This is a genomic window from Xenorhabdus budapestensis (assembly GCF_017743015.1).
GTDB lineage: Bacteria > Pseudomonadota > Gammaproteobacteria > Enterobacterales > Enterobacteriaceae > Xenorhabdus > Xenorhabdus budapestensis.
Map to the genome: position 1 here is coordinate 919,986 of NZ_CP072455.1, position 13,326 is coordinate 933,311.

At 44.0% G+C, this 13,326-nt stretch carries 23 protein-coding genes and 1 pseudogene; 21 read left to right on the top strand and 3 right to left on the bottom strand.

The features are described from left to right. Window positions 1–383 precede the first annotated feature (383 nt). Complete coding sequence (locus HGO23_RS04045; protein ID WP_209028039.1) at window positions 384–1,082, bottom strand: XRE family transcriptional regulator; 699 nt, start codon at window positions 1,080–1,082, stop codon at window positions 384–386. Window positions 1,083–1,191: 109 nt separating this feature from the next. On the opposite strand from HGO23_RS04045, the gene HGO23_RS04050 reads away from it, so the two are divergent. The 13 genes from HGO23_RS04050 (at window position 1,192) to HGO23_RS04110 (ending at window position 9,261) form a co-directional block, all read left to right on the top strand. Beyond that, complete coding sequence (locus tag HGO23_RS04050; protein WP_187650554.1) at window positions 1,192–1,416, top strand: transcriptional regulator; 225 nt, start codon at window positions 1,192–1,194, stop codon at window positions 1,414–1,416. A 215-nt stretch (window positions 1,417–1,631) separates the two neighbouring features. Then, window positions 1,632–2,057, top strand: coding sequence for a hypothetical protein (locus HGO23_RS04055; RefSeq protein ID WP_209028040.1), 426 nt, complete (start codon window positions 1,632–1,634; stop codon window positions 2,055–2,057). 51 nt (window positions 2,058–2,108) lie between these two features. Then, window positions 2,109–2,276 carry a hypothetical protein gene (locus HGO23_RS04060; RefSeq protein WP_209028041.1) on the top strand — a complete coding sequence of 56 codons (168 nt, stop codon included), beginning with the start codon at window positions 2,109–2,111 and terminating at the stop codon, window positions 2,274–2,276. Between the two features lie 55 nt (window positions 2,277–2,331). Continuing rightward, window positions 2,332–3,150 carry a replication protein gene (locus tag HGO23_RS04065; RefSeq protein ID WP_209028042.1) on the top strand — a complete coding sequence of 273 codons (819 nt, stop codon included), beginning with the start codon at window positions 2,332–2,334 and terminating at the stop codon, window positions 3,148–3,150. A gap of 109 nt (window positions 3,151–3,259) precedes the next feature. Further along, on the top strand, window positions 3,260–5,146 hold the full coding sequence (locus HGO23_RS04070; RefSeq protein ID WP_209028043.1) for a toprim domain-containing protein: 1,887 nt from the start codon (window positions 3,260–3,262) through the stop codon (window positions 5,144–5,146). Between the two features lie 20 nt (window positions 5,147–5,166). Then, window positions 5,167–5,364, top strand: coding sequence for a hypothetical protein (locus HGO23_RS04075; protein ID WP_209028044.1), 198 nt, complete (start codon window positions 5,167–5,169; stop codon window positions 5,362–5,364). 207 nt (window positions 5,365–5,571) lie between these two features. After that, window positions 5,572–6,018: a DUF1367 family protein gene (locus HGO23_RS04080; RefSeq protein WP_209028045.1), complete on the top strand. Its 447-nt coding sequence runs from the start codon at window positions 5,572–5,574 to the stop codon at window positions 6,016–6,018. Window positions 6,019–6,038: 20 nt separating this feature from the next. Further along, window positions 6,039–6,326 (top strand): hypothetical protein, encoded by a 288-nt coding sequence (locus HGO23_RS04085; protein ID WP_209028046.1) that lies wholly within the window; start codon window positions 6,039–6,041, stop codon window positions 6,324–6,326. Next, the gene (locus HGO23_RS04090; protein ID WP_209028047.1) at window positions 6,313–6,678 is read left to right on the top strand and encodes a RusA family crossover junction endodeoxyribonuclease; all 366 of its coding nucleotides are present in this window, start codon (window positions 6,313–6,315) and stop codon (window positions 6,676–6,678) included. The genes HGO23_RS04085 and HGO23_RS04090 overlap by 14 nt, the downstream gene beginning before the upstream one ends. 195 nt (window positions 6,679–6,873) lie before the next feature. Further along, on the top strand, window positions 6,874–7,392 hold the full coding sequence (locus HGO23_RS04095) for an antiterminator Q family protein (RefSeq protein WP_209028048.1): 519 nt from the start codon (window positions 6,874–6,876) through the stop codon (window positions 7,390–7,392). A 176-nt stretch (window positions 7,393–7,568) separates the two neighbouring features. Then, window positions 7,569–7,769: a hypothetical protein gene (locus tag HGO23_RS04100; protein WP_099125736.1), complete on the top strand. Its 201-nt coding sequence runs from the start codon at window positions 7,569–7,571 to the stop codon at window positions 7,767–7,769. 108 nt (window positions 7,770–7,877) lie between these two features. Next, on the top strand, window positions 7,878–8,915 hold the full coding sequence (locus tag HGO23_RS04105; RefSeq protein WP_209028049.1) for a DNA-methyltransferase: 1,038 nt from the start codon (window positions 7,878–7,880) through the stop codon (window positions 8,913–8,915). 205 nt (window positions 8,916–9,120) lie between these two features. Further along, window positions 9,121–9,261 carry a hypothetical protein gene (locus HGO23_RS04110; RefSeq protein ID WP_209028050.1) on the top strand — a complete coding sequence of 47 codons (141 nt, stop codon included), beginning with the start codon at window positions 9,121–9,123 and terminating at the stop codon, window positions 9,259–9,261. Between the two features lie 51 nt (window positions 9,262–9,312). On the opposite strand, the gene HGO23_RS04115 is transcribed toward HGO23_RS04110, so the two are convergent. Further along, on the bottom strand, window positions 9,313–9,750 hold the full coding sequence (locus tag HGO23_RS04115; RefSeq protein ID WP_209028051.1) for a type II toxin-antitoxin system HicB family antitoxin: 438 nt from the start codon (window positions 9,748–9,750) through the stop codon (window positions 9,313–9,315). 25 nt (window positions 9,751–9,775) lie between these two features. After that, a complete protein-coding gene (locus tag HGO23_RS04120; protein WP_099126171.1) occupies window positions 9,776–9,958 on the bottom strand; it encodes a type II toxin-antitoxin system HicA family toxin in 183 nt (60 codons plus the stop codon). Window positions 9,959–10,079: 121 nt separating this feature from the next. Between HGO23_RS04120 and HGO23_RS04125 the strand changes: the two genes are divergently transcribed. The 8 genes and pseudogenes from HGO23_RS04125 (at window position 10,080) to HGO23_RS04160 (ending at window position 13,218) form a co-directional block, all read left to right on the top strand. Further along, window positions 10,080–10,262, top strand: coding sequence for a phage holin family protein (locus HGO23_RS04125; protein WP_209028052.1), 183 nt, complete (start codon window positions 10,080–10,082; stop codon window positions 10,260–10,262). Beyond that, window positions 10,246–10,782, top strand: coding sequence for a lysozyme (locus HGO23_RS04130; RefSeq protein ID WP_209028053.1), 537 nt, complete (start codon window positions 10,246–10,248; stop codon window positions 10,780–10,782). Before HGO23_RS04125 ends, HGO23_RS04130 begins: the two co-directional genes overlap by 17 nt. After that, window positions 10,779–11,237 (top strand): lysis protein, encoded by a 459-nt coding sequence (locus HGO23_RS04135; RefSeq protein ID WP_209028054.1) that lies wholly within the window; start codon window positions 10,779–10,781, stop codon window positions 11,235–11,237. Before HGO23_RS04130 ends, HGO23_RS04135 begins: the two co-directional genes overlap by 4 nt. After that, on the top strand, window positions 11,234–11,401 hold the full coding sequence (locus HGO23_RS04140) for a hypothetical protein (protein ID WP_209028055.1): 168 nt from the start codon (window positions 11,234–11,236) through the stop codon (window positions 11,399–11,401). The genes HGO23_RS04135 and HGO23_RS04140 overlap by 4 nt, the downstream gene beginning before the upstream one ends. A gap of 166 nt (window positions 11,402–11,567) precedes the next feature. Continuing rightward, a pseudogene (locus HGO23_RS04145) lies at window positions 11,568–11,867 on the top strand (DUF2829 domain-containing protein); the annotation flags it as partial. Window positions 11,868–12,065: 198 nt separating this feature from the next. Then, window positions 12,066–12,653, top strand: a complete 588-nt coding sequence (locus HGO23_RS04150) for a BRO-N domain-containing protein (protein WP_209028057.1) — start codon at window positions 12,066–12,068, stop codon at window positions 12,651–12,653. Beyond that, on the top strand, window positions 12,650–12,871 hold the full coding sequence (locus HGO23_RS04155; protein WP_209028058.1) for a hypothetical protein: 222 nt from the start codon (window positions 12,650–12,652) through the stop codon (window positions 12,869–12,871). The genes HGO23_RS04150 and HGO23_RS04155 overlap by 4 nt, the downstream gene beginning before the upstream one ends. Further along, window positions 12,871–13,218, top strand: a complete 348-nt coding sequence (locus HGO23_RS04160) for a hypothetical protein (RefSeq protein ID WP_209028059.1) — start codon at window positions 12,871–12,873, stop codon at window positions 13,216–13,218. The genes HGO23_RS04155 and HGO23_RS04160 overlap by 1 nt, the downstream gene beginning before the upstream one ends. Window positions 13,219–13,326 lie beyond the last annotated feature (108 nt).

A 13,326-nucleotide genomic window follows, 5' to 3' on the forward strand; every position in this document is an offset into this window, starting at 1 on the left:
CATTTGCGCTATCCGCTTTGCTAAACCATGATTGGTTCTCCTATTGTTGATAAATACACCTAACACTGTCCGCCGCTTGCCTGAGATGCCATATACCCCGTGAGGTCTGGAGATGTCAGGGAACTGAGTTGCGCAGATCTCTCCGCTCAGCATTAGATGTAATTCTAAATTGTTAAAGAGCATACTGATTTATCTTTCGGCTGTGTGCCTTGGATGAATTAAATATAACTTTGGTTATGGGTTATTGCAATAACTTATTTCATTATAAATATGAAATAAGTTATAAACAATTGAGCGGGAAAGGAATTTTTTGAAAAAAAGTTATGGAGATGAGAAGGGAGGATGATAAAAAGGCCGCATTATGCGACCTTATGGTGAGGTGATTAATCTAAAAAGGATGCCACCCAGAAGACTTTACCCAATATTTCTACGTTATCCATTGAGACTTCCTCATCTGGATACTCTTCTTTTTTGAGGCTTCTAATGGTGATTTTATCGTGCGATGATCTGATTAAAATCTTTATCCTTTTCCATCCATTTTGATTAATTGCGTAGACTTTACCGTCTATAACTTTTTTGTCATCGCAATTAATGGCGACAGTAGCATCATTGGGTATCAAAGGTGCCATACTATCACCTTTGGCGGGGAAACATAGCACTCCCGCCCCACCGGGATCGGCTCCAACCCTTCTGAATGTAGGCTTAGAAAATCTCAGCTTAAACCCTTTATAATCCGGCTTACTGTATTCACCATTACCATAGACATAATCGATATCTGTTAAAAATGGAACTTCTACTTCATCGAGTTCTAAAGGCGCTGGTTTGTCCCATTGTTTGATATTTTCCCACTTTTCAAAAGGGTGAGAATTAGGATTAGCAATCTCACCTTTGCCACTGACCAACCATGTAGGATTCACACCCAAAGCTAGGGCAATTTCAAGTGACTTTCTGGAGGATTTAGCTTTCCCTGAAACGAGCTTAGCTATAGCTGGCTGCGAGATACCAACCCTTTGAGCTAACTGTTCTTGCGACATTTTTGCCGCTTCTAATGCTACTTTCAGGCGTTCAGATAACGTTTTCATGTGTGGAATATATAACCTCAGTTATGCAAAATCAAAGAACCAAAGTTATTGCGTTTTTCCATAACATTGGTTATATTTCATTTCAATTATTACTGTCAGAGGCATAACCATGAATATAGTTATTCAACGTGCTATTAAGATCGTTGGTAGCCAAGAAAAGTTGGCTCTCCTCTGTGATGTTAGCCAGCCAGCAGTACATAAATGGTTGAAAGGAGGGCGAGTATCTCCACAGCGAGTACTTGCCATCGTTAACGCCACGGATGGATTAATCAAGGCACACGAAATTCGCCCTGATTTGCCACTTTTATTCCCTCGTGTGGAACACGCAGCATAACTGCATAGCTCTTTAACAATCTATCTTCACGACAAGCTATTGGTGAACCCTAGCAAATCGAAATAGCGCCGAGTAAGAACTCAGGCAATCGGGATGCAGATCCCGTAAAGGCTTACTCACCAAGAGGCTAAGTCGTGTTAACCACTATCTATATCAGGATAGTGGATTCATTCGTTTAACACTTAAACCAAATTTAACTCTGGATAATTTAACTTATGGAACACGCAAGTGCACGCAATACACTCAATACGAGTAAAAAATTTATAAGTAATCATTTACTCTCTTCGGTATTACAGCCCATCAGAGATGTTACGCAAAAGGTTATCGCTGATAACTTAGGTGTTGCTGAGTCAACCATTACCCGAAGAATTATTCATTTCCAGCACGCGACTGAAATCATGGCTCACGCTGGAATAATCGATGTTGTGAAAGACAGTGAACGAAAGATTAGCGAGGAAGAATATCGATACTGGCTTATCCGAATGATACAAGCCTCTGTTCAGAACCTTGAATTTAATTTCAATGGAGAGGTGAAAATATCTTACGAGGAATATCGGTATTTGCTTAAACAGCAGATTGAATTATCAGAAATGAAACTCAGGACTTTATATGAAAAAGCCTCAACTATTAGCGGTAGCTGAGGCTAGATGTAAAAAATCCATGGAGTGGAAAAATTTACGAGGCAATTATACATGAAAACCAAATTTAATCACATAGCCGTGCATAAAAATAACATGCGCGATCAGGAAGCTCGTTCTGTTTCCAAGGAAGGAGTTAAAAAACTTCGTGATCTTCTGGAAGACGCGAAATTACGGAAAGAATTTCGAAAAGAGCTGACTGGAGATGATCGCCATGAGTAACATTGCAAGAATGACTGATTACCGTCAGCCAATAACAAAAGTGAAAGAGGAAAGTGTGAATGGTGATATCGAGTTCATTAAAACTCCTCGTAGCCCAAAGCTAGTTTTAATGGCACACAGTAACGACGAGATAACATACCGGCAATACAGGATTATTGATGCAATTATTGAAAAAACGTTCGGCTGGCATAAACGCTTTGACAGAGCAACCAACACTCAAATAGGGGTGCTGATTAAACTTCATCCTACTCATGTTAGTACTGAAATTAAGGGGTTGATACAAAGAAAAATACTTATTAAACAAGATGGTATGATTGGTTTGAATATCAATACCTCTGAGTGGATTTTGGAGGTTAGCCAAAATAGCAAACCATTAGCTAAAACAGCTAATAAAAGTTTAGCTAAAACAGCTAAAAACAATAAGCCGATTCAGCTAAACACAAAAGATACTATTACAAAAGAAAAGAAAGATAATAAAAACATATTGTCCGAACAAGTTCAGACTGAATGTGAAAAACCCTCTCCTGAACCAGCAAAACAAGATCAGATTCAATCAGTATTCGAAAATATCTTCTGGCTTGCAGGAATGAAAAAGATTGGCAAGCCCAAGGCACTGTCTGCTTTCAAATCTCAATTCAAAGCGTGGCGGAAAGAAACCGGAGGAACGCCGGAGCAGTTTGCAGCGTTTCTGGTTGGAGACATCCGGTCACGTTTGCAGGCAAAGATATTCGGATTTGAAAATCTCCACCCTACCACCTACCTGAACCAGAAGCGCTGGGAAGATGAAAAACCAGCGACAAGCACTCCAGCCAAACCAACTTCGGGACAGTCCGGAATTACCGTCAGTAAATCCGGGTTGGTGTTTCTGGATTAGCCATGAAATCAAAAATCAAGGCGATGCTTATGTTTGATGATAACCACGGGCTGATGGGTGATGACGTGGTGGCTTATTGGTTCAAGAAATTAGATTTGAAGGGGGAGTGGTGACTATCACAGAACTTTCAGACCGTCTTTGGTCTGACGTGGAGAGAGTAGCGAAGTACTTGCTGCCGAACGGCAAGAGAGAGAATCACGAATGGGTGACTGGCTCAGTAAATGGTGAGTCAGGAAAGAGCCTGAAAGTTAATCTTACCGGGAAGAAAGTGTGGTCAGACTTTGCTGAGGGAACCGGCGGGGATTTACTGGATTTATGGATTCAGGTGAGAGATTGCAGTCTGCATCAGGCGATGACCGAAGCTAAGCAATTTCTTGGGATCAACGATGATGATCATCACTTCGAAGCGAAGCGGCAGAAGAAATTTAGCCGACCGAAAAGCGAATCACTGAAAAAAAATATCCGCAAAACTGAAAACTGTTACACCTACCTTGAGAGCCGGGGGATTAGCCGGGAAACAGCCGAAGCATTCAAAGTTTGTGATGCGGTGATCTGGTTGCACGATGAAAATCGGGAGTTGCCTGCTATCGCATTTCCCTACAAGCGAGATGGTGAGTTATTGCAGGTTAAGCGGATCAGCACTGAACGGCCCAATGGCAAGAAGGTCATCTCCGTTGAGGCAGACTGCGAGCCTTGCTTGTTCGGTTGGGATACCGTACCGAAAAACATCAGAGTGGTGATTATCTGCGAAGGTGAAATCGACAGCATGAGTTATCACCAGTACGGGTTACCCGCGCTTTCCGTCCCGTTCGGCGGCGGCAAAGGGGCAAAGCAGCAATGGATTGAATTTGAATATCACAACCTAGACCGTTTCGAAGAAATCTGGATATCGATGGATAACGACGAAGTGGGCCATGAGGCGGCAAAAGAAATTGCAAACCGTCTTGGTGAGCATCGATGCAGGCTGGTCAAACTTCCGCACAAAGATATCAACGAGTGTCTGCAAGCTGGCATGACTCAGGATGAAATTGTTCGCTGTCTTGAAACTGCCGCTTTTTTCGACCCTGAGGAGCTTTGTAGCGCCAGAGAATACTATCAAGACACCATTCAGGCATTTTACGGTAAGGAACAATATCTGTTTTGCAGCCCGTGGGAGACACTGAATCACAATTTTAAATTCAGAGAGGCGGAGTTAACCATACTCAACGGGGTTAACGGTCACGGGAAAAGTGAAATACTGGGCCATGTTCTTTGTGAAGCCATGAGGCAAGGTTCAAGGGCGTGTGTGGCATCGTTTGAGTTAAAGCCTTCCGTATTTCTCAAGAGGCTGACCCGGCAGGCAACATGTAGCATGTTGCCGCCAATGATTGAGATTGAGTCTGCATTTAATTTTTATGATGACCGCTTATGGCTATTCGGATTGACAGGCACCGCAAAAGCCGATCGTCTGTTAGATATTTTCCGCTATGCCAACAAACGTTATGGCATAAACCTGTTTATCATCGACAGCCTGATGAAGTGCGGAATTGCCGATGATGATTATAACGGGCAGAAGGATTTTCTTGATGCAGTCTGTGACTTCAAGAATAAAACCAACAGCCATGTCATCCTCGTCACTCACAGCAGGAAGTCTGATAGCGAAGATAAACCCACTGGGAAAATGGATGTCAAAGGCTCCGGTTCTATTACAGACCTGACTGATAACCTGTTTATCATCTGGCGAAACAAACGTCGGGAGAGGGCTTTGCAAAAGCTACAGGCAGGACAACAACTCAGTGATGAAGAACAGCGCCATGCCAACGAGCCTGCTTCCATTCTCTGCTTGGAGAAGCAACGGAACGGGGAAGGATGGGAGGGTAAAATCCCGTTATATCTTGAAGAGCAATCCCACCAATTTCTCATAATGGAAGGCGCTACGCCCTACAACTATATCGCAAACATGCCTAACGCCGACTATGACGATGCTTGGCGTGAAGCGCATGTGACTGAATATTAACACCACCAGAAGAACTTTAAATGACACAGCAAGAAAAACCAGACACCAAACAGCTAATCGAACGTACCAACCATGCATTATTGAAGGTGATATCAAAAATTTGTCTGATCATGACATTGGATGAATCGGACGAATCTGACCGACTGGAGGCATTGCGTCTGGCGAAACATCAAAATGCTGAAATCGAAAAATGGTTATTGGAAGAAAATGCGGGATGAAAATCAAAATAATCTCGTTGAATTGATTAATGCCGTTATTTCGCTGTGAGATTAATACAGGGAGGATTAAATACTATAAGTCATAACATTGGGTTAGTTGAAATTAGAATTCATCAGGATTCATTACAGGCTGTTTTATGGATATGATTGAACAATGGTCAGATTAATTTATTCAGGCATGAAATCAGAGGACAACATGGAGACCAAATGGAAATACAGATGGTCAAATCGCCGGGAGGTGTGTTTGTCCCCGCATTTGAACACGATTTACCCCGGTTAACAAAATTCAAAAATGGCGAGATGTACACCGCCGATATAAAACTCACCAGAAACCCCGCTTTTCACCGCAAAATGTTCACCTTTTTCAAGTTCTGCTTTGAGCACTGGTCTGCTGATAAGGCGGGATTGGATTGTATGGATGAACATAGCCAGTTTACCCGATTCAGAAAAGATTTAACCATTCTGGCAGGGTTCTACGAGCAGACCGTCAGGCTCAATGGAGAGATACGGACAGAGGCTAAGAGTCTGTCTTATGCCAACATGGAACCGGATGAATTTGAGCAGTGTTACAGCGCCATGATAAACGCAGCACTCAGACATATTTTCAGGGGCTGCAATCAGATAACTGAGAATCGATTGTTGTCATTTTTTTAATTCAAGCAGGAGCAAAACAGGTGAAACAACAAACTTACCGCAGCAGAAAATGGCTGGCAGCCGTTAGTCAGATTGAATACTGTGTCCGATGTGGACAATATGGCATTCAGGTCGCTCACAGAAACGAAGGGAAAGGCATGGGGCTAAAGGTTGATGATAGCCTCACAGCGGCTCTATGTCCTGAATGTCATTATGCGATCGATAATGGCCCAGAGATGAGTAAAGCAGAGCGCCGACACGAGATGGACAGGTCGATTGTGCTGACCGTTAAGGAGCTGACCAGGAGGGGATTGGTTGGGGCACTATGAATATTACCATCTAAAATTGCCGTGGCCACCGACAGTGAACCATTACTGGAAGCATTCAAAAAGGGGTCACTACATAACAGTAAAAGGCAAAGAGTACCGACAACAAATCATAGAACTCATTGAGCAGCAAAACTTAGATATCCTCACAGCATCCCGCATCAAAATAAAAATAATCGCCCATCCCCCAGATAGACGCCGAAGAGACATCGATAACCTGCCGAAAGCGGTCTTCGATTCGCTGACTCATGCCAATTTCTGGGTCGATGATAATCAGATTGATGATATGCAGATCATGCGGGGTGATCTGGTTAAGGGCGGCTGTCTCGATGTCCAGATATGGGAACTGGATTAATGGAATTCACAGACTTACACATAGCAATTGAAGAAGCACGGTACCTCCATTCAACAACAAGAAAAAATCATGTGGTTCTGCAGTGTGATCACGCCCGATTGAAAGTGATTCAGGCGCGTAAAACGAGAACAGCAGGCCGTTTAATCATGTTTTCAACCAAGTACGATAAACACCATTCAGTATTGCGGGGATAAGATGGGTTATAGAGGAGAAAGACAGCTCACCAAAGAGCAGCATAACTGGATTGATGGCTGGTTAAATTTGTGGGGTGCGTGGGTTCATTCTGGGAGATTGGATGTCAGTCATGTGAACATGATCTACAAGTTCATGGCAAGTGTGGAGCCTATTAGTGCTAAGAGCAGGCCCATGTGTAATGATGATGAAGGTATGTTGATTTCGCAGGTTGTCGATGCCGTCATCTCCATAGACAAAGAAGCATACTCAATATTGTTAAGTTACTATGCTCATGGGGCGTCAAAATTATCAATTTCTACTTATTTGCATGAGAAAGCAAAACCAAGATTAATGCAATCGAGGGGTGGGAATAAGTTAAGAAAACCATCCCTCATGTCTATTAGGAGAGAGGTTACTGAGAAATTAGAAGCTAGCCTTTATCTTTTGCATGAACCTCTTAAAAATGCGATGAATTCCTTAAAACGTGCGCCGATAATTAATGAAAAATATAGAAATGCGTTGACAAACTTGAACAACTAATTGATACTTTCTGATAAGGTCGCCTTAGTTACGTCTTAGGGTGTTCCAATAGATTGTATAGCCTCGCTCTTGCGAGGTTTTTTTATACCTGAAATAAACATAAGACTTGCTGTTGTGATTGGTCAGAGTTACATGTGTGTTCACGCCGAATAACTGACCAAAGGTTTAAAATTATCATGCTAAAACATGAAGATATGACAACAACAGCTTCCTGCGTTTTAGAAACAGTGCCTCTGTATGACTGGGCGTCTGTTTCAGACATTTCTACCTTAACGGGGCTAACAAGGCCGCGTTGCCAGTTGCTTTTAACTCAATTTTGTCTGGCTGGTCTGATGGAAAGCCGGGACAATGAGACGTTTTTCAAACGTTGCCCTTGATGGGGCAATGCCTTAAGCGGTGAAATGCAGGGCTGGTGATGCAATAATGCCAGCCTTCACCCTGTGGCTTTCCTGAGAAGCAGTCAGCGTCGAAGTATGGAATAGCCAGTGAATTTAAGTAGTACCACATTAATTAACGACGACTCTCTGAAATTTATCAAAACCCTGCCGGATAACAGTATTGACCTTATTGCGACTGACCCGCCTTACTTTCGGGTCAAAGACTGCAGTTGGGATAATCAGTGGAACGATGTGACGGCGTACCTTGCGTGGCTGGATAAACTTCTGGCTGAATTCTGGCGGGTGCTGAAACCCAATGGCAGCCTGTATATGTTTTGTGGTTCTCGTCTGGCCTCTGATACCGAGCTGCTCGTGCGTGAACGCTTTAATGTGTTGAACCATATTATTTGGGCGAAACCGTCTGGCCCGTGGCGCAGGCAGAATAAAGAAAGCCTGCGGATGTATTTTCCGGCCACGGAACGCATTATTTTTGCCGAACATTACCAAGGCCCCTATCACCCGAAAGGGGATGGCTATTCCCGCCAATGCCGGGAACTGAAACAGTCGGTATTTAAGCCGCTAATCGATTATTTTCGTGATGCCCGGAAAGCGTTAGATGTCACGGCAAAAGACATTCACAAAGCTACTGGAAAGCAGATGGCCAGTCACTGGTTCAGTGACAGCCAATGGCAGTTACCCAATGAAGCGGATTATCAAAAACTGCAGGTATTGTTTGACCGTATCGCCAAAGAAAAGCACCAGCGTGGCGAACTGGACAAGCCATACCCTGAGTTGGTTGAATCTCATCTTACCCTGTCGCGCCAGTATGACGAGTTGCGGCAGGAATACGGCTTAATGCGCCGTTCGTTCACAGTCACGGCTGATGTACCTTATACCGATGTCTGGCAGTTTGCGCCTGTGCAGTATTATCCGGGCAAACATCCCTGCGAAAAGCCTGCTGATTTAATGGCGCATATTATTCAGTCCAGCAGTCGGGAAGGGGATGTGGTAGCCGATTTCTTTATGGGTTCCGGGGCGACACTGAAAGCGGCGCTGAAACTCAATCGTCGTGTGTTGGGTGTTGAATTGGAAGAAGTTCGGTTTAAGCAGACTGAGAAAGAGATCAACGACCAGTTGTCAACTTAAAGTTTACAACTGAACTTACAAATTTAAGGTGCCATTTCATCGAGTCTTATATATAACCACTTTCCGTTTTTTCTCCCTAATTTGAGGAGCAAAAACAAGAAGTGACCATCAATTCATTAATCGAATTTGCCACCGCAATCACTTCCAGAACCTCAGTATCTCCTATTGCGGCTGGCAACCTATTAACTCACTAGCGAGGTGAGTAATGGAAAAGCGTATTGAAGAACTGGAGGAAAAAGTTGTCGAATTGGAAAAACAATTCGCTGACGCTCAAACGGTAACGAGCTGTGAATTACAAGATGTAAAATCTCAAATAGCAATGATTCAGTTTATGATTAAGCGCTAGTCGATTGAGCAATTAGAACGAATAAATAGGGCGATAATTCGCCCTACTGTTTTAATCTGGTTGCAATTCATGCCGGGCAGCTTCAGCAATAAAATGGCTGCGATCCCGGTATCGCATCGGCTCTTGTTTTACTCTGGTATCAATGCGTTTTATCAGGGTATCAGGCAAGGCAATGTTGATACGTTGCTGTTTGCCTTCAAATTCAGATAAATCGATATCAATCACAAACCAGCTATCAAAGTCCGCATATTCAGGGTTGGCCGCATAAACCAAATGCCCGGCATCGTGGAGTTGATCCACGGTGAAATCACTGCTGTAAATCATTTCCTCAATAGTGAGTAAAATAGCTTCCCGCACCATTGCAGGGATATCTGATTGAGTGTCAGCAGCAGAAAAACAACCACAGTCATGAGCAAAAAATGCCGGGACAACCATCCCATATGCAGTATTTTCATCTTTGGGTGTTTCAACACCGACTGAAAAAAACATAGTTACCTCCAGAAGAGGGCGGGGATTAGATCCCCGCCGATTTTTTAATGGATTTAACAGTACCTAGTGGTAAATCTTTTTTCGGATGCGGAACAGGAAAGGTTTTCCCTGTTATCGGAGACCACCATATTTGGTGGCTGGTTCCTTTATGCCGCCTTAATTCACACCCTGCTGCTGTTAGTTCCTTTATCAGGTCAGTTGATTTCATTTTCCCTCCTAACCTGAAAATCATTATACACACATATACACACAAATCAATATTTATTCATTAATAATAGGGGCGAACCTATTTCACCCCACGGACGCCCATTGTTCTAATGGGGTGGAATATGCGTATGGACAAATACACCAGCCCCTCAGCCTACGGATGGGGGGCATTTACTGCCATGCTTGGTGCGTTATCACTGAACGACTGGGCGATCATCATCGGCATCATCTGCACAGTAGGCACTTTTGCTGTGAACTGGTACTACAAGCATCGGGAATTCAGCAAACATGAAAAAGACGAGTAAGCTCACGGCTACGGTTATTGGTCTGATCATTTCCGGTGCAGGTGCGACAGCAATTCTGTCTCAGTTTTTGGACGAGAAAGAAGGTAACCGGTTATCAGCGTATCGGGATGCAGGCGGTATCTGGACAATCTGCCGCGGTGTGACCCGAATTGATGGCATTCGAGTTCAGCAAGGTATAAAACTGACAGAGAGTCAATGTAATGACCTCAACGCTAAAGAAGCGGAACAGGCTATTGCTTGGGTCAGAAGCAATATTAAAGTGCCACTGACTGAACCGCAAATCGCAGGTATTGCCAGCTTCTGCCCGTACAACATTGGCCCCGGTAAATGCTTTTCTTCCACGTTCTACCGGAAATTAAACGCGGGAGATACGAAAGGGGCTTGTCAGGAAATCAAACGCTGGATATTTGATGGTGGCAAAGATTGCAGGCAGACCAAAGGCCAAGCCAATGGCTGTTATGGTCAGGTAGAGCGGCGTGCTCAGGAATCGGAACTAACGTGTTGGGGGTTGGATGAATGAAGTTCAATCTCACCTACGGCGTTATTGTTGCGTTGATTATTACTTCCGGTGCTGCTTACCTCTATTGCTCTGGGTATAAGAAACAGCTCAGTATCAACAGTGACCAGGCAACCGAAATCCAGCAACTGACCGACACTATCAACTACCAGAACACGCACATTGATATGCTGCATGAGCTAGACAGCAAACACACTCAGGAACTCGCCAATGCCAAAACTGAAATTGACACTCTTCGGGCTGATGTTGCCACTGGTCGTCGCAAGCTGCGGATCAAAGCCACCTGTCCTGTGTCTGAAAACACTTCCTTCGGCGGCGTGGGCGATGCAGGAACCCCACAACTTACAGAAGCAGCTCGACAAGATTATTACCGTCTCAGAGAAATGATGGCAGAGAACGAACGGCAAACTAAGTATTTGCAGGATTACGTTAATACCGAGTGTAGGAGTGCGAAATGAAATATACCTCAGTGGGAATCGAGGAAATTGAAGGTGGTTGTTATGTTTATGCTGAATGGTCTAGTGATGGTTTGGAAAGCGGCGGCCTGCTCTGTACCGCCTATGATGTTGATGGCGGGGTAGTGTCTATTCCAATAAGCCTGTTCTGGTTCTGCCATCTATGAATGATTTCCGGCGATATATTGAGGATGAGACAGGCCTCAAGCTACCACCTCAGAGCAAATAATTCTGGGGTTGCAGGAGTAGGTTAAAGAGCAAATAACTCATTCCAAAGCGTCTAACTAAAGGCGCTTGATAATGACTTATTTACTTAACTAAGGAAATATAATGATTACTTTTGGTGAAGCGCTAGAGGCACTTAAAGACGGCAAAAAAGCAGCTCGCTCTGGTTGGAATGGTAAAGGTATGTGGCTAGCACTGGTGCAACCATTTCGAGATGCGGTATATACAGGAGAAACACCATGCTTCGTGTACCGCATGTTTGAATTGCCAGACGGGGCTACTGGAGAACCGAGTAAATCACCACCGCAATTACCATTCATTGCTATGAAAACAGCAGATGATCACATGGTTCCGTGGCTCGCAAGTCAAACTGATGTTCTTGCCGAAGATTGGTCAGTGATTGAGTAAAGAATACCCCGAGTGACTACAGCAACACCCCAAGCCATCACATCCGTGGTGGCATTTTTATTTCCGAAGCGCACTCACCGCGCACATCAATAAAACGCAGCCTTACAGAAAGTCGAACCTGAGAAAACCGTTAATGGGTATTTCTGCGGGCGGCTTTTCTGTGTGAGCAGGTTCGATTTTCTATAAGGAAAATACCCGATGAGTACAGCATTAACTTTCAGAGAACACGAAATCGTCCCATTTGACAATAAGGATGGGAAGATCTGGTTTACGGGTGAGCAGTTAGCTGGGTTACTTGGCTATGCTGACATGAAACAAGTGAACAAGATTTACCAGCGCCATAAGGATGAGTTTACCGATACGATGACAACTGTGGTCAAAGTGACGGCCTCGGATAAATCAATGACTTACGGTGAGTTATCCTCAGATGTAAGGCTTTTTTCTTCCAGAGGTGCTCATCTGATTGGGATGATGTCGAGAACAAAGGTCGCTAAGGAATTGCGAAAATGGTTGCTAGATCTCATTGAGAAAGAATCAAACATTGATATCGGTACACTTGATGTTACTGCGATAGCTCAGCTTACTGGACAAAAGATGCATGACTTAATAGCTGCTTTTGATAAAGCTTCTTTCCAACATCGAGGCCAAAAGGGTAGCGGTTTGATGGCTCAGCGCAAAAGGGATATTAAACGCATTAAGGATGCCACAAAATTAGCCTTGGAGCTTACCCAGTTTTCTATTCCTGATCTTGGTGACTTCCCTGATGAAGAGGGAGAACCCGTATGAACCCTGAACAATTTATCGAAAAGAACGTACAGGCCGAGTTAACCAAGCTCGGCTTTTCTTCATCTATCGCAGGGATGGCAAGTGACCGGGCAAAAGAACACTATCGCCGTTCTGGTTCAGCGAGCAGGAAGGGTAAGACGTTTGAGGATTGTCTGAGTATTGCCAAAGCATGGGCGGGTAAGTATTCGATTGAGAAGCCAAAGAACAAGAGAGTCTGATGATGAAATACATATGCTCAATCATTCTGGACGCAATTATCGCGTCCTTTTTATTTATTGGGATCACGCAAGATATAGACGGCTTTGTGAATGTGGGTTACTTCGCTGGCTGGCTCTTTGGCACGGTTAAGTTCTTGGCGTACTTATTTGGCAGGGACTCATTAGCCAAGGATTACAAGCATGTTCCAACGGCATACCGGTATTACGACCTGCTAACAGATACGGTGTTTGTCATTTTTGTTGTGTATCAGGGATGGTTCGTTTTGGGTGCTATCTATGCAATAGGGGCTATGGCGAAAGCCGAGTTCCGAAGCAAGCAAGAAGAACGATTGAGAGAGCAAGGATAGCAATTTACAAAATTCCACAAAGCATCCAGAAACGGGTGCTTGATAGAGGTTTGTGTAAGTTTTGGGCTGATGTGGTCTTGCTCAAGTAACGGGTTATATAAACCGAGG

Bases quoted from the DNA above. Each gene is read 5' to 3' on its own strand.
- HGO23_RS04045 (WP_209028039.1), bottom strand. From the start codon at position 1,082: ATGAAAACGTTATCTGAACGCCTGAAAGTAGCATTAGAAGCGGCAAAA.
- HGO23_RS04050 (WP_187650554.1), top strand. From the start codon at position 1,192: ATGAATATAGTTATTCAACGTGCTATTAAGATCGTTGGTAGCCAAGAA.
- HGO23_RS04055 (WP_209028040.1), top strand. From the start codon at position 1,632: ATGGAACACGCAAGTGCACGCAATACACTCAATACGAGTAAAAAATTT.
- HGO23_RS04060 (WP_209028041.1), top strand. From the start codon at position 2,109: ATGAAAACCAAATTTAATCACATAGCCGTGCATAAAAATAACATGCGC.
- HGO23_RS04075 (WP_209028044.1), top strand. From the start codon at position 5,167: ATGACACAGCAAGAAAAACCAGACACCAAACAGCTAATCGAACGTACC.
- HGO23_RS04080 (WP_209028045.1), top strand. From the start codon at position 5,572: ATGGAAATACAGATGGTCAAATCGCCGGGAGGTGTGTTTGTCCCCGCA.
- HGO23_RS04095 (WP_209028048.1), top strand. From the start codon at position 6,874: ATGGGTTATAGAGGAGAAAGACAGCTCACCAAAGAGCAGCATAACTGG.
- HGO23_RS04100 (WP_099125736.1), top strand. From the start codon at position 7,569: ATGCTAAAACATGAAGATATGACAACAACAGCTTCCTGCGTTTTAGAA.
- HGO23_RS04110 (WP_209028050.1), top strand. From the start codon at position 9,121: ATGGAAAAGCGTATTGAAGAACTGGAGGAAAAAGTTGTCGAATTGGAA.
- HGO23_RS04115 (WP_209028051.1), bottom strand. From the start codon at position 9,750: ATGTTTTTTTCAGTCGGTGTTGAAACACCCAAAGATGAAAATACTGCA.
- HGO23_RS04120 (WP_099126171.1), bottom strand. From the start codon at position 9,958: ATGAAATCAACTGACCTGATAAAGGAACTAACAGCAGCAGGGTGTGAA.
- HGO23_RS04125 (WP_209028052.1), top strand. From the start codon at position 10,080: ATGCGTATGGACAAATACACCAGCCCCTCAGCCTACGGATGGGGGGCA.
- HGO23_RS04130 (WP_209028053.1), top strand. From the start codon at position 10,246: ATGAAAAAGACGAGTAAGCTCACGGCTACGGTTATTGGTCTGATCATT.
- HGO23_RS04135 (WP_209028054.1), top strand. From the start codon at position 10,779: ATGAAGTTCAATCTCACCTACGGCGTTATTGTTGCGTTGATTATTACT.
- HGO23_RS04140 (WP_209028055.1), top strand. From the start codon at position 11,234: ATGAAATATACCTCAGTGGGAATCGAGGAAATTGAAGGTGGTTGTTAT.
- HGO23_RS04150 (WP_209028057.1), top strand. From the start codon at position 12,066: ATGAGTACAGCATTAACTTTCAGAGAACACGAAATCGTCCCATTTGAC.
- HGO23_RS04155 (WP_209028058.1), top strand. From the start codon at position 12,650: ATGAACCCTGAACAATTTATCGAAAAGAACGTACAGGCCGAGTTAACC.
- HGO23_RS04160 (WP_209028059.1), top strand. From the start codon at position 12,871: ATGATGAAATACATATGCTCAATCATTCTGGACGCAATTATCGCGTCC.